We start from the raw sequence: 11,560 nt of genomic DNA, 5'->3' as shown, positions 1-11,560 counted from the left end.
TTTCCCTACTTTTTGGAATATCCCGACGAACTCACGGCATCAAACAGTGCTTTCGTTTTGGCAATGCCATCCTCTGCGTTGAGTGCGAAATACCAGAATACTTCCAGATCGCCCCGGTGCATTGCCTGGTTCATATCGCCGCTTTGCGATTTGTGGGCGGCTTTCACCCAGTCGGCGACGATCATATAGCTGTGTTTTTTATCCTCTCCGAAGCTGTGCGAACGGTCGAATTCGAAGACAGGAGCAGTTTTGAGAACATTGGTTTCGGGATAACCTGCAAGCCCGGTGAATTGGAAAGTGTACCCCTTATTTTGTGATTGGCCCCCCAATACAACCGGTTTCTTCGTGCCTTTATAACGCTGCACGGCCCTTATCGCGCTGATGGACGCCGTTTTATGGTGCGCGTGCTGGCCCTCGTGCGGGATGAGGCAGAATACGAAATCATAGTTTCCGTTGGCCAGAATATTGTCGAGCTTTTTCTCCACGTAGGCAATATCCCAGTTCTTACCTTGTAAATAAGGCTTTTCGTCACGGTTGTAGTAATCGTCGAGCTGGTCGAGGAAGAAGAAATTGCCGATGCCCATCACCTCGCCGGAAGCCATGAGTTCTTTTTTCCGGATCAAGGGCAAATGCTTTCTGCCCGTGGCCGAATCAACCAGGTTCAGGCCGTAGTAGCTCGATGCTACCAGCCCATTGTAGCCGCCCGACGCGTCGGTGATTAATGCAAGGTCGGCAGAGCCTTTTAATTCACGGGTTACTTTAAAAACAGTCACCGGAAACATCGTTTCATCGTCCGGATGAGCTGTAACGATCAGAACGCGCGGGCCTTGCGCATATGAGTTCAGGGAAAACAGCAATAGTAACAAAAGATAAATGTTTCTCATGCGATGATTTCGTTAGGTGATGTGTTGTAAAAATATCGATTGTTCAAATATTCATCACGCTCTTATTATCAAAGTTTTATGGATTTGAAACTCAACGGGAAAACTGCATTCATCAGCGGTTCAACACAGGGTATCGGCTTTGCCATCGCACAAAGCCTCTTGAAAGAAGGTGCCAATGTGATCATTAATGGCCGCTCGGAAAATAAAGTAGCCGATGCCGTTCAAAAACTAAAAGAATCATCGCCCGGCGGGACACCGCACGGAGCGAACGCCAGCGGTATTGCAGCAGACTTTTCCAAAGTAGAAGAAGTGAATGCACTGCTGAAACAATTACCGGATATTGATATACTTGTCAACAACGCCGGGATTTTCGAACCCAAACAGTTTACCGAGATCTCGGATGAAGAATGGTTCCGGTTCTTTGAGGTGAATGTGCTTAGCGGTGTGCGGCTTGCGAGGTATTTCTTCCCGAAAATGATCGCCAAAGACTGGGGCAGGATCATCTTCATTTCCAGCGAATCGGGCGTTAATATCCCGGAAGAAATGATTCATTACGGTACTACCAAAACTGCTCAGCTGGCGGTGAGCCGTGGTTTGGCGGAACTCACCAAGGGGACAAACGTGACGGTAAACACGGTAATGCCCGGCCCGACCAAATCGGAAGGGGTGGCCGATTTTGTAAAACAATTGGGTGAGGCCAATAATATGTCTGCCGAACAGGCCGAGAAGGATTTCTTCAAAAATGCACGTCCGACATCGCTTTTGCAACGTTTCGCATCGGTGGAGGAGATTGCCAACCTGGTAACTTACGTAGCGAGCCCGCTTTCGTCCGGGACCAATGGATCGGCTCTGAAAGTGGATGGCGGCGTGGCCAAGTTCATTATCTGACGCTTTGCATAGTCTGCGTTTTTGTACAATGATCAGAAAATATGCCAATTCTGGAACGTTCGTTCTGAAATAATTGTCTGATAGTCATGGCACGCAACAAAGCATTCGAACCGGAAGAGAGGCTTGAAAAGGCGAAATGCCTTTTCTGGCAAAAAGGCTACAACGCCACCTCCATGCAAGACCTCGTCGATACGATGGGGCTGAACCGCGGGAGTATTTACGACACCTATGGCGACAAGCACAGCTTGTTTCTGCAATGCCTGCGGAGTTATACCGAAGGCATGTTTGAAGACTACCGGAAAGTGGCTGAGGAAACGAAGTCGCCCATGAAGGCAGTAGAAAAGATCATCAGAAAGGCGGCGATCAGGACGGTGGAGGAGGAAAGGACTTGCCTAGGTGTGAAATCGACGTTCGAGCTGGCTTCGGTAGATGAGGAAGTGCATGCCATATTAAAACAAAATACCGCCCACCTGACGACCCTGCTGAGAGACCTTTTGAAAAAAGCGCAGAAAGCGGAAGAAATCAGTGGTAAAAGGGATCCGGGTATGCTGGCAAATTTTGTCGTATCGAATTTTACCGGTTTCTGGCAGACGTACCTGGTGTATGGTGATGGCGAGCTGGTAGAGCAGCAAGCCGAATTTTTAATAAAATCAATCAAAAAATAATATTTGTCCAATGGTGGAACAAGCATTCCATAATGACAATGCTTACGGACATGTCAGGATTAATTACAGAAATCGCAAATAAATCAGGTATTGTAAAAATCTACAAACAAGGAGCGCCTTCGGTGCTGGGTTACGAAAGAGAGACCATTACAGAACCAGGCCCGGGAGAAGTACGGGTGCGCCAGGAGGCCATCGGGCTGAACTTTGTAGACACTTATTACCGCGACGGCAAGTTTCCCGTCAAATCCTTTCCTTACACGCCTGGCGTGGAGGCGGCGGGCGTCATCGAGGCCGTTGGGCCGTGGGTAACGGAATTCAACGTCGGTGATCACGTAGGCTACCACTTCATTACCGGTGCTTATGCGGAAAGCCGCGTTGTATCGACCCAGCAACTGATCCATATTCCGGCGGGAATCACCTCGGACGAAGCGGCGGCTATTCTGGTGAAGGGGTTTACTGCCAGGATGCTCGTGAAGGCCGTCCATCCTGTTAAGCCGGGCGATGTGGTGCTCGTACATGCGGCCGCAGGGGGCGTGGGCACGCTCCTAACCAAATGGGCGAAGGCGCTTGGCGCTACGGTGATCGGAACGACGGGTTCGGAAGAAAAGAAGGAAGTAGTACTTGCCAACGGGGCCGATTACGTTTTCCTGGCAGAATGCCGGGAGTTTGTACACTCGGTGCTGGAAATCACTAATGGCCAGGGCGTGGATGTCGTGTTCGACGGGGTCGGAAAAGATACTTTCACCCATTCACTGGATCTGATCCGGAAAGGCGGTAAAATTGTGCTCTACGGATCGTCGTCCGGTCAGCCCGAGCATATCGATCACGGGTTGCTGCGCGAAAGGTCCATTATAATGGCTACACCCACGCTCAGCGCATACATTACCGACCGCGAGGTGCTCGAAGAATATGCTGCCGACACATTCGGTGCATTCCAAAACGGGATATTCGAGAAACTGGCTATTACACGGTATCCGTTGTCAAAAGCAAATCAGGCGCAGGCGGATCTCGAAGCACGGAAAACAACAGGTTCCGTTATTTTGGTACCGTAATTTTTCGCATCAATTCAATGTTATGTCCAAGGTCCTCATTCAATTTGCACACCCCACTCACAGCAAATCCAATGTGCAGAAAACATTGGAAAAGTATGCCCGCAAGGTAAAGGGAGTTACTTTCAATGATCTCTACGAACATTATCCGGATCTTTTTATCGATGTCAAAAGAGAACAAGAATTGCTGGCAAAGCACGATATCGTCATATTCCAACATCCTTTTTACTGGTACAGCAGCCCGCCGATCCTGAAACAATGGCAGGATCTTGTGCTGGAATACAACTGGGCCTACGGGCCGAAGGGGCATGCTTTGAAGGGTAAAAAGATATTCAACGCGGTGTCGTGCGGGGGCGGGCGCGATGCCTATTCTGCTTCTGGATACAACCGCTTTCCCGTCGGGCAATATCTGCTGCCATTCGATCAGACGGCCCATTTATGCCGGATGGATTACCTGCCGCCTTTCGTAGTGCATGAAACTTACACGATCGAAGATTATACGCTGAAAGCCTGCGGCGAGCAATATGCCGAATTGCTGGACGCGCTCGTAAATGATCGCATTGATCCTGCGAAGCTGGCGGGAATAGAATATCTGAACGAACTTTTTCCACACTAAATAACTCTTAACGATGCAGCAATCCTTCTTTTTCCAGGCAATGATATACCTCGCAGCGGCGGTGGTGATGGTCCCCATTGCCAAACGGCTGGGGTTGGGGTCGGTACTGGGCTATCTGGTTGCCGGGGTGATTATCGGTCCGGCGGGTTTGAAATTCATTGGGATGGAAGGCCAGGATATTATGCACTTTGCCGAATTCGGGGTGGTGATGATGCTTTTTGTGATCGGTCTCGAACTCGAACCTTCGCGCCTGTGGCGTATGCGCAAGAATATTGCGGGACTTGGCGGCCTGCAGGTAGGTGTTACGACTCTACTGGTGGCGGGTATTGCCATGCTTTTGGATGTGGGCTGGAAAGAAGCGTTGGCGCTGGGGATGATTATCGCGATGTCGTCCACGGCTATTGTGATGCAGACCCTGAATGAAAAAGGCTGGCTGAAAACGATTGCGGGACAAAGTTCCTTCGCGGTGCTGCTGTTCCAGGATCTGGCGATCATTCCGATGCTCGCATTGTTCCCGTTGCTGGCCGATCATACCGGCGTGGCCGATGGGCATGGCGCCGGTGGCTCGCTGGTGAGCGCATTACCCGCCTGGCAGCAGACTATTGTAGTATTGCTATCGGTTTCGGCGATTGTGCTGACGGGGAAATATCTGCTAAGGCCGGTTTTCCGAATGATGGCTCGCACAGGGCTCCGTGAAATGTTTACTGCTACTGCATTGCTGCTTGTCGTGGGCATTGCGGTGCTGATGACCTCCGTAGGCCTGAGTCCGGCGCTGGGGGCATTCGTGGCGGGAGTGGTGCTTGCCAATAGTGAGTACCGCCATGAGCTCGAAAGCTCGATCGACCCTTTCAAAGGCTTGCTTCTGGGATTGTTCTTCATTTCGGTAGGGTCTTCCATTGATTTTTCACTGGTTACTTCCAAACCGCTGCTGATCATCGGACTGGTGGCCGGGCTGATGTTGCTGAAAATGGCCATTCTCTTTGTTTTAGGCAAGATATTCCAGGTACGCAATGCGCAGAATTTCATATTCAGCATTGGGTTAAGTCAAATCGGCGAATTCGCATTCGTACTGCTCAGCTTCTCGGTTCAGCAAGGTGTTTTGGGGAAAGAAGTGTCTGACACGATGACGGCTGTGGTCGCGATCAGCATGGCTATGACGCCGTTGGCGATGATGGTCAATGAGAAATTTATACTAACCCGTTTCTGCCTGGTAAGCGCAGGTTTGCAGACGGCCCAGCGGCCGAGTGACGTGGAAGAAGAGGACAACCCGGTCATTATCGCCGGTTACGGGCATTTTGGGAATATCGTGGGGCGGTTTTTGCGTGCCAATGGTGTGGAAGCGACGGTTCTTGATAATGATAGTGATAATGTCGACTTCCTGCGCCGTATTGGTCTGAAAGTGTATTATGGTGACGCTACGCGCTATGAACTGTTGGACATTGCCGGTGCGGGCCGCGCGCAAATGATTATTATCGCGATCAGTGATGAGGAAAAAAGATTGGAACTGATTGAAACAGTAAAAAAACACTTTCCTCACCTGCACATGCTCGTGCGCTCGACGAACCGCAATGATGCCTACGATCTCATGAACGCGGGTATGATGCATATTTACCGCGAAACGTTTGATACAAGCCTCCGATTAGGCGTGGATGCATTGAAACTCCTCGGGCATCGCGCACATGAGGCGACCCGGATGGCGAAGACGTTCTTTGTTCATGATGAGCGGACGTTAAAACACTTGTCGCGTATCCGGAACGACGAAGAATATATTCACGCGGCGCGGGAACATATGGAAGAGCTGGAAATGATTATGCAGGCGGATAGGGAAGCTGTCCACTTGAATGCCCTCGCCGGCTGGGACCGCAAAGCTGAGACAGAAACAGCCTGATCGTCTCAGGCTTCCTGATTTTCCACAATCCACTCGGTAGTAGCATTAATAGTGCCCATTTCCCAAAAAATGGAAGGGCTTAGTTCCACGCCGAGCCATTCCTGCAATTCGGTAGTGATGTCTACCATAAGCAGGGAATCCAACCGGTAATCGATGATTTCGGCGTCAAGGTCTACTTCGGAGGGGTCTATTTCCGCGTGGTGAGCAATGCGCTCAACTATCCAGCCGGAAATTTCGGTAAATGTTTTACTCATTTAGTTGATGTTTGTAACAAGCACTGAATGCTACGGTGAAAATAGTACTTAGACAGGTTTTTTGAAAGTGAACAGCTTTTTAAGTAACCGACATTAGTCTAGAATGCTCTTTTTGGCAAATAGCTCGCGTGCCTTGAGACGCTGGATTTTACCGCTTGATGTCTTCGGCAGCTTACCGGGCGGGATCAGGAGAATCTCATGAGGGATAAGGCCGAACGCTAATCCCACACTCTGCGCCATTTTGTTTTTGATCGACTTTTCATCATCCGGCGTTTGTGCTACGCGACGTACTTCACTCACGATCATCAATGCTTCGCCCTGTTCTGTTTCAACGGAGAATGCCGCCGCGGCATTAGGCTGGACATCCGGGTGGCTTCCGCCCACCACCTCTTCAATATCCTGTGGGTAATAGTTGACCCCCCGAATGATGATCAACTCCTTGGTGCGGCCGGTAACAAACAGTAAACCATTGTTTAGAAACCCTAAATCCCCTGTTCGCAGATATGGGCCGTGACCATCGCTGGTGTAAGCTCGAAAAGTTGCCTTTGTAGCATCGGGCTTTTCCCAGTAACCTGCGGCAATGGCATCGTTCTTTACCCATATTTCCCCTTCTTCTCCCTCCGGTAGACTCGCGTGGCTCGCGGGATTTACGATCGTCACCTCTGTAAATTCCACGGGAGGGCCGCAGGCGACAACTTCCTTGGTATTACTGAGTTTAAGATAGGTCATTGGAATGCCGTTCAAATGCAGGCTTACGGCCAGTGTAGCTTCCGCTAGCCCGTAGGACGGTACGAGGCTGTTTTTCTTGAATCCGGCGACTTGTGTGGCGGCGGCAAATCTTTCGAGGGTGGAAATCCGGATTGGTTCGGCGCCCACATAGAACACGCGCATCGAACTGAGGTCGAGCGCTTGCAGCTGTTCTGCCGGAATGCGTGCCAGACAATGATCGAGCCCGAAACCCGGCCCACCGCAAAAGCCGGCCTGGTAGGTGCTGATCGTCTGTAACAGCAGCGCAGGTTTGGTGATGAACAGCAGCGGAGAAATCACATAGCCCGTACCGCCGGTAAAAATCGGAGACAAAAGACCGTCAACAAGTCCCATATCATGGTAATGCGGAAGCCAGGTTACCGAGGCATCGTCTGCGGTGCGCCCGAAACAGTTATTGATGGCACGCAGATTGGCTGTGAGATTGACGTGGCTGATCATCACGCCCTTGGGATGGCTTGTAGAGCCGGAAGTATATTGTAAATAGGCTGTGTCAACTGACTCTTTGTGCCGCCGGATAGCTCCTGGTGTCGCCGGCGCGGCCATCAGATCGTCGGTGAAAACCCATTCGGCATCATATTCCTGTAATGCCGAAGAAGCGGTGTTTTTGCGCTGAAACAGCATTTTATAGGTTTTAGCATTGGTAACGATCCCGGCGGCGGAACAATCGCGCATAATGCTCAGGATACGGTTTATACCAGGCTCGGAATAACTGATGGGCGTGGGCACGACAATAATGCCGGCATGGAGCGCGCCCAGGAACGAGCATATAAAGGCAGCTTCCGCGGGTAGCAAAAGGATAACCCTTGCATTGACGGGAAATTTGGCACTCAGCAGGTGAGACGCAGCCAACACGCGCTCATGAAGTTCGGTATAACGAAGTTGCTCTGCCAGCTCACCCTCTTTGCCAATGTAACCGTAGGCAAGCTTGTCTGGATGTAAACCGGCATTGGTTTTTAGTACATCAAGTATATCCATAAAACGCAAAATAAAAAGAAAAGGCCAGATAAAAGTGGCTTTGTGCACAGTATCAGGCCTTTTTTTATCTAAAGGTATTTCAATTATCGTCTGGATCCGCGATGACGGCCGTTGTTTCCATAATGGTCGTTCCGGCGATATTGTTTGCGGTAAACCCGGTTGTCGTGCCGGCGGTAACTGTGGCGGTCGGCATAGATAATGCGTCGCGGCACCGGTTTTACTACCACAACACGCGGTGGTGGTGGTGCATTGTAATACCTGTAACTATGCCGGTAGCCGTAATCATAGCCCGGATCATAAGAGCGGTAGGTACAGGATGAAATCGATATAGCTGCGACCAACGTCATGACGACCGACAGCAAAATTCTGTTTGTTTTCACAGTTCTAGTTCGTTTTGTACTGTTTCTAGAACGAATTGGACGGCCTAATAGTGCCGTTAGAGGGGAGTTGCCAGTGCTTTTGAAGAGTTATCCACATTGTTAACAATGCTTAAATGTAGCTTAACCGGCTGGAAATGTAGTATTTTAGAGGTTGTTAACAAGTTATACACATTTGGTGTGTGGATAACTTGTTAACAAATATTAGGCTATGCTTCTACGTCGTAGATCAGTACCCGCTCCCAAAGATGCGCGCAATCTTCGATGAATTTTTTGTGCAATGGATGCACCTGGTATACGTCATGCGCAGCCTCGTCTGCGAAAATCAGGATCTCCGCGAAATCATAGGTGGCGTCGATAACCGGACGGCGGGTGGCAGCAGGCGGGCCGATATAGGCCGTTTCAATGGATTCGATCGCTTCGAGTGATTTGATGCCGGCGAGCAGGGCTTGTCTTGCTTCTTCGTTGTCCTTCTCCTTCAACCAGAAGAATACATTGTGGATAAACATGGATAATGGTTTATGGTGTTAGAAATTGATTTAAGGATTCAATTGATTGACGACATCGTCCGTTTTTGCCTCCGGCAATTGCTGGTGGTACGCTTTTTCGAGCTTGAATGAAAACGTCGTACCCTTTTCCGGCTTCGACATGACGGCGATTTTGGTGTCGTGGGCATTCAATATATGTTTTACAATGGCAAGTCCCAAACCCGTACCGCCGATTTCTTTGCTCCGGCTCTTATCGATTCGGTAAAAACGTTCGAAAATGCGGTTCAAATGCTCGTGCGGGATGCCGGGGCCATTGTCCTTTACCTCCACTTCGATGTACTTTTTGCTCTCGCTGAAATGAACAATCACTTTGCCGTTATCATGGCCATATTTGATGGCGTTTTCAATCAGGTTGAGCATCACCTGTTCCATCCGGTCGGCGTCGGCCTTGATCCAGACTTCCGGCATGTCGTCCGGTTTGACTTTCAATGACACGTTGCGGTTTTTGGCAATGTGTTCGAGCCGGCTAAAAATACCGAGGGTAAGCTTGCGGAGATCTGTGGGGATGATATTCATTTTGATATCTCCGGTTTCCATCTGCGAAAGAACGAGGAGATCCTTCACTAGCACGTCGAGGCTGTCGAGGTTATTGGCGGCTTTGCGTAAAAAACGTTCGCGGACTTTTTCGTCATCCATGGCGCCGTCGAGGAGCGTGTGGATAAAGCCCTGTGCGGCAAATATCGGTGTTTTGAACTCGTGCGAAACGTCGGCAAGGAACTCCCGGCGGAACAGTTCCAGCTTTTTCAGCTCATCGATCTCCTTTTGTTTTTTGGTTACATAAACAAAAATCTCATCGTTGATCGTCTTGAGTGGGTTGGATTCTCTGATGAGCTTCTTGCGCGGGGCCATATTGAAATCCCTCATTTTTAACTTATGGATCGTGCGGTACATTTTGTTCACCTCGCGGAAAACAAGAATATCGACGGCGTAAAGCACGAGGAAAAACGAGGAAATAAAGGAAGAAATAGCCGAAACGAAGAGCATCCCCTTCGAAACGCCATCCACAAATGCTAGAAATGTGGTGGTAATGAGGGATATCAGGAACGCCAGAATGACGGCAATGAAACGGGGACTTAGCGACATCGTACTTTAAAGCTTGCCGGATGCGGGAATATATTCTCCCGCATCCGGCGAATCAGTTGAAATTTAGCCTTAAAGTTAACACTTTGGAACCGTTTTAGATTCGGTTTCACCTCCGAAGTGGCTTGTTAAGAAATTGTTAAGCGACCAAGGTGTATCGCCAAACAACACATGACCTTTCCTGACCTTTTAAAATCCCCCGCGGTACTTATATGTGCTCGCGACCTTATCTATCGCCACAATGTACGCCGCAATCCGGAGTGACACTTTGTATTTCAGGGACGTTTCGTACACTTTGTCGAATGCGTCCTTCATAATACGGTCGGTACGGCGATTGATGCGTTCGAGCGTCCATTTATAGCCGATCCGGTTTTGTACCCATTCAAAATAGGAAACTGTAACGCCGCCAGCATTCGCAAGAATGTCGGGCACCACCATAATGCCCTTTTCATTAATAATATCGTCGGCTTTGGCGGAGGTAGGGCCGTTGGCACCTTCGACAATCATCCGTGCCTGAATGCTGGATACATTTTTGCGGGTAATTACATCCTCTTTCGCAGCCGGTACCAGCACGTCGACAGGCAAAGTGAAAAGGTCGTCGCCGGAAATGAGCTCGGCTTTGGTATAACCTTCTAATGAACCCTTGTTGGCGTCGCGGTAAGCAACGGCGTCGGCCACATCGATTCCCTTATCATTATAATATGCGCCCGAAATATCGCTGATCGCGTGAATGGCCGTACCACGCTCGCGCAGGAGCAGGGCCGCATGTGAACCGACATTACCAAAGCCCTGAACCGCCGCCGTGGCACGGTAAGGGTTAATACGCAGCTTTTCCATGCCCGCCAATGCGGATACCATTACGCCGCGGCCTGTGGCTTCGGTGCGCCCCAGTGAGCCACCGAGTACGAGCGGTTTGCCGGTTACCACGGCTGGGATCGTCATGCCTTTTGATTTGGAATACTCATCCATGAGCCATGCCATTTCGCGCGGGCCTGTGCCCATATCCGGTGCGGGAATATCCTGGTCGGGCCCGAAAACGTCCAGTAATGCCGTCGTGTATGCGCGCATGAGGCGTTCGATTTCACCGGCCGACATTTCGCGCGGGTTGCAGGCGACGCCGCCTTTGGCTCCGCCATAAGGAATATCGACCACGGCACATTTCCAGGTCATCCAGGCCGCGAGTGCGCGCACTTCGTCCAGGTTCACATCGGGATCAAACCGGATACCGCCTTTGCTGGGGCCGAGAATGGTGGAGTGGATTACGCGGTAACCTTCGAAGGTCCGGATCTCACCGGAGTCCATGGTCACCGGCAGCCCCACTGTTACCTGTTTGCGGGGTACTTTGAGGATATAATACATTTCTTCTGATATTCCGAGGAGGTCGACGGCCTTATCAAATCGCTGCATCATTGACTCCAACGGATTGTCCTTATCCTTAATCGGAGCCGGTTCTATGTAAGACATCATTTGATATTTAAATTGTTGATATTGAAATGGTTAGCTCAAATGTGCTAAGTTGGTTATACAAACTACGTTATTTGTTACTTTAAAAACAAAAAACTAATTTT

At 50.0% G+C, this 11,560-nt stretch carries 12 protein-coding genes; 5 read left to right on the top strand and 7 right to left on the bottom strand.

Features of this window, described 5'->3' with window-relative positions:
- Positions 1-5: 5 nt before the first annotated feature.
- Positions 6-884, bottom strand: a complete 879-nt coding sequence (locus IEY24_RS27195) for a PIG-L family deacetylase (RefSeq protein ID WP_188938462.1) — start codon at positions 882-884, stop codon at positions 6-8.
- A 78-nt stretch (positions 885-962) separates the two neighbouring features.
- Between IEY24_RS27195 and IEY24_RS27190 the strand changes: the two genes are divergently transcribed.
- The 5 genes from IEY24_RS27190 to IEY24_RS27170 all read left to right on the top strand — a co-directional run bounded on the left by IEY24_RS27190 (position 963) and on the right by IEY24_RS27170 (position 5,990).
- On the top strand, positions 963-1,772 hold the full coding sequence (locus IEY24_RS27190; RefSeq protein ID WP_188938461.1) for an SDR family NAD(P)-dependent oxidoreductase: 810 nt from the start codon (positions 963-965) through the stop codon (positions 1,770-1,772).
- A gap of 86 nt (positions 1,773-1,858) precedes the next feature.
- A complete protein-coding gene (locus IEY24_RS27185) occupies positions 1,859-2,437 on the top strand; it encodes a TetR/AcrR family transcriptional regulator (RefSeq protein WP_188938460.1) in 579 nt (192 codons plus the stop codon).
- A 50-nt stretch (positions 2,438-2,487) separates the two neighbouring features.
- Positions 2,488-3,489 (top strand): quinone oxidoreductase family protein, encoded by a 1,002-nt coding sequence (locus IEY24_RS27180; RefSeq protein WP_188938459.1) that lies wholly within the window; start codon positions 2,488-2,490, stop codon positions 3,487-3,489.
- Positions 3,490-3,511: 22 nt separating this feature from the next.
- Positions 3,512-4,102, top strand: a complete 591-nt coding sequence (locus IEY24_RS27175; RefSeq protein WP_188938458.1) for an NAD(P)H-dependent oxidoreductase — start codon at positions 3,512-3,514, stop codon at positions 4,100-4,102.
- Positions 4,103-4,115: 13 nt separating this feature from the next.
- Positions 4,116-5,990, top strand: coding sequence for a monovalent cation:proton antiporter-2 (CPA2) family protein (locus IEY24_RS27170; protein ID WP_188938457.1), 1,875 nt, complete (start codon positions 4,116-4,118; stop codon positions 5,988-5,990).
- A 5-nt stretch (positions 5,991-5,995) separates the two neighbouring features.
- Here the strand turns inward: IEY24_RS27170 and IEY24_RS27165 are convergent, their stop codons facing one another.
- The 6 genes from IEY24_RS27165 to IEY24_RS27140 all read right to left on the bottom strand — a co-directional run bounded on the left by IEY24_RS27165 (position 5,996) and on the right by IEY24_RS27140 (position 11,456).
- Positions 5,996-6,244, bottom strand: coding sequence for an acyl carrier protein (locus IEY24_RS27165; RefSeq protein ID WP_188938456.1), 249 nt, complete (start codon positions 6,242-6,244; stop codon positions 5,996-5,998).
- A gap of 93 nt (positions 6,245-6,337) precedes the next feature.
- Entirely contained in the window at positions 6,338-7,987 is a 1,650-nt protein-coding gene (locus tag IEY24_RS27160; RefSeq protein ID WP_188938455.1) for a fatty acyl-AMP ligase, read from the bottom strand.
- An 83-nt stretch (positions 7,988-8,070) separates the two neighbouring features.
- Entirely contained in the window at positions 8,071-8,367 is a 297-nt protein-coding gene (locus IEY24_RS27155; protein ID WP_188938454.1) for a hypothetical protein, read from the bottom strand.
- Between the two features lie 206 nt (positions 8,368-8,573).
- Complete coding sequence (locus tag IEY24_RS27150) at positions 8,574-8,873, bottom strand: Dabb family protein (RefSeq protein WP_188938453.1); 300 nt, start codon at positions 8,871-8,873, stop codon at positions 8,574-8,576.
- A 30-nt stretch (positions 8,874-8,903) separates the two neighbouring features.
- Positions 8,904-9,995 (bottom strand): sensor histidine kinase, encoded by a 1,092-nt coding sequence (locus IEY24_RS27145; protein WP_188938452.1) that lies wholly within the window; start codon positions 9,993-9,995, stop codon positions 8,904-8,906.
- A gap of 186 nt (positions 9,996-10,181) precedes the next feature.
- Complete coding sequence (locus IEY24_RS27140) at positions 10,182-11,456, bottom strand: Glu/Leu/Phe/Val family dehydrogenase (RefSeq protein ID WP_188938811.1); 1,275 nt, start codon at positions 11,454-11,456, stop codon at positions 10,182-10,184.
- Positions 11,457-11,560: the final 104 nt, after the last annotated feature.

The sequence above is a fragment of the Dyadobacter endophyticus genome, from assembly GCF_014641595.1.
Taxonomy (GTDB): Bacteria; Bacteroidota; Bacteroidia; order Cytophagales; family Spirosomataceae; genus Dyadobacter; species Dyadobacter endophyticus.
The sequence above is the reverse complement of the archived record's forward strand: the minus strand, read 5'-3'. Positions and strand labels throughout refer to the sequence as shown.

What these genes read in the sequence shown, in the direction of transcription:
- IEY24_RS27195 (WP_188938462.1), bottom strand. Translation starts at nt 884, where the DNA reads ATGAGAAACATTTATCTTTTGTTACTATTGCTGTTTTCCCTGAACTCA.
- IEY24_RS27190 (WP_188938461.1), top strand. Translation starts at nt 963, where the DNA reads ATGGATTTGAAACTCAACGGGAAAACTGCATTCATCAGCGGTTCAACA.
- IEY24_RS27185 (WP_188938460.1), top strand. Translation starts at nt 1,859, where the DNA reads ATGGCACGCAACAAAGCATTCGAACCGGAAGAGAGGCTTGAAAAGGCG.
- IEY24_RS27180 (WP_188938459.1), top strand. Translation starts at nt 2,488, where the DNA reads ATGTCAGGATTAATTACAGAAATCGCAAATAAATCAGGTATTGTAAAA.
- IEY24_RS27175 (WP_188938458.1), top strand. Translation starts at nt 3,512, where the DNA reads ATGTCCAAGGTCCTCATTCAATTTGCACACCCCACTCACAGCAAATCC.
- IEY24_RS27170 (WP_188938457.1), top strand. Translation starts at nt 4,116, where the DNA reads ATGCAGCAATCCTTCTTTTTCCAGGCAATGATATACCTCGCAGCGGCG.
- IEY24_RS27165 (WP_188938456.1), bottom strand. Translation starts at nt 6,244, where the DNA reads ATGAGTAAAACATTTACCGAAATTTCCGGCTGGATAGTTGAGCGCATT.
- IEY24_RS27160 (WP_188938455.1), bottom strand. Translation starts at nt 7,987, where the DNA reads ATGGATATACTTGATGTACTAAAAACCAATGCCGGTTTACATCCAGAC.
- IEY24_RS27150 (WP_188938453.1), bottom strand. Translation starts at nt 8,873, where the DNA reads ATGTTTATCCACAATGTATTCTTCTGGTTGAAGGAGAAGGACAACGAA.
- IEY24_RS27145 (WP_188938452.1), bottom strand. Translation starts at nt 9,995, where the DNA reads ATGTCGCTAAGTCCCCGTTTCATTGCCGTCATTCTGGCGTTCCTGATA.
- IEY24_RS27140 (WP_188938811.1), bottom strand. Translation starts at nt 11,456, where the DNA reads ATGTCTTACATAGAACCGGCTCCGATTAAGGATAAGGACAATCCGTTG.